Origin of the sequence: Sinorhizobium sp. CB7, assembly GCF_041357635.1 — a bacterium.
GTDB lineage: Bacteria > Pseudomonadota > Alphaproteobacteria > Rhizobiales > Rhizobiaceae > Rhizobium.
Genome location: NZ_JAULLL010000053.1, coordinates 1 through 1,704, shown reverse-complemented (window position 1 = coordinate 1,704; position 1,704 = coordinate 1). Strand labels below are relative to the sequence as shown.

At 58.9% G+C, this 1,704-nt stretch carries 1 pseudogene; it reads left to right on the top strand.

The annotated features are described in order from the left end of the window. Positions 1-1,295 (top strand): annotated as a pseudogene (locus AAE029_RS36130) (ice nucleation-like protein); the annotation flags it as partial. Between the last annotated feature and the right edge of the window lie 409 nt (positions 1,296-1,704).

Sequence of the window (1,704 nt, the reverse complement as noted above, 5' to 3'; positions counted from 1 at the left end):
AGATCGCGGCCCTGACCATCGATCAGGTCGAGGCCCTGACCACTGCCCAGGTCGGCGCGCTCAGCTCGAAACAGATTGCAGCCCTCAGTGCGGACGATCTGGACACGTTCACCACCGCCGAGATGGCCGCAATCAGTTCAAGTGCGGTCTCGGGCTTGTCGACAGCGACGATTGCGTCGCTTTCAGCAGATCAGATCGCAGCCCTGGGCACTGCGGCGGTATCAGGCCTGACCACTGACCAGATCGCTGCCCTCAGCACCGATCAGCTGGACGCCTTGACCAGTGCCCAGGTCCGTGCCCTCAGCTCCAAACAGATTGCCGCCCTGAGCACAGGCGACATCGCCTCGCTTTCAGTAGATCAGATAGCCTCTCTGGACGCGAAGGCTATCGCAGGCCTGAGCAGCGCGCAGGCCGGCGCCCTGAGCATTGAGCAGATCGAAGCACTTTCAACCAGCCAGATAGCGGCTTTGAGTGCGGATGCGCTTAAGGGCTTGACCCCGGATATGCTGGAGACATTCTCGCCGGAGGAACTCGCTGCGATTGGCTCCAGCGCGATAAAGGGACTGTCCACCGACTTTGTTGCGGCGCTTTCCCCCGCTGAGATTGCAGCCCTGAGTACGGCTGGCGTCGGCGGATTGAGCAGCGATCAGATCAGAGCTCTCAGCGAGGACCAGATCGAAGCACTCTCCACGAGCCAGATAGCAGCATTGAGTTCGGCCGGGCTTGCGGGATTGACCACGGAAGATCTGGAAACGTTCTCGACCGAAGAACTCGCTGCGATCAGCTCGACGGCTATAAGGGGACTATCCACGACTGTCGTCGCGTCCCTATCCGCCGACGAGATCGCCGCTTTGACGACAAGCCAGGTGGCTTCGCTGAGCTACGGCCAGGTGGCGGCAATGAGTCCCGCACAAGTCGGAGCGCTTTCAATATCACAGGTCGGCGCCCTCAATTCAATGCAGGCAGCCGCGCTTGGGGGAGACGACCTCGCCGCGTTTTCGACCGAGCAGATCATCAGCCTGAATTCAAGCGCGATCTCGGCATTGAGCACCAGTGCGCTCGCCGCCTTGACTGCATCCCAGGCTGCGGCCTTTACTCCAGGCCAGATCGCCGCCATGAGTTCAGCGCAGGTTGAGGCGTTGACGAGTGACGAGCTGGCAAGCAGCTCCGTCGAAGATATCGCATCCTCCGGCGCAACGGACGTATCGGAGTCTTCAACGCAAGACAGTGGGAGTGGGTCCACTTCGGAATCGGCTGAGGTCACTGCAGCTATTTTGTCTTACCTGGGAGTCTGACTTCTAAACGGGTCTCGTAGAGACTGCGCCAGAGCAATCCCAGGAAAGGCGCGAGGCGCGCTCTCCGGCCGGAATTGCGTGAAAACAAAATGGTTAGGGCCGAATGCCGAGAACTGTGCATGGTTTTTTCGGGCAACATCCGCTCTAACTTTTGGTTGAGAGACGATTCAGATTTAGGTCGATTCGACCTGAAATCATCCGGTTCTAAAGCAAAGAATTTTGCGCTTTCTCAATCTCGAGACCGTACCGGATGCTGAGTCTGGCCAGGATTTGAACCGTCCTTCGGACGCTTCAGGTTATGGTCGGCGGGACGAGGAGCTACCATCGTCGGTTGAAGTCATCGCCAAACACGCAAAAAGCCCGCCAGGTGGCGGGCCATTTTGTTTGTGATTTGGTTGCGGGGGCAGGA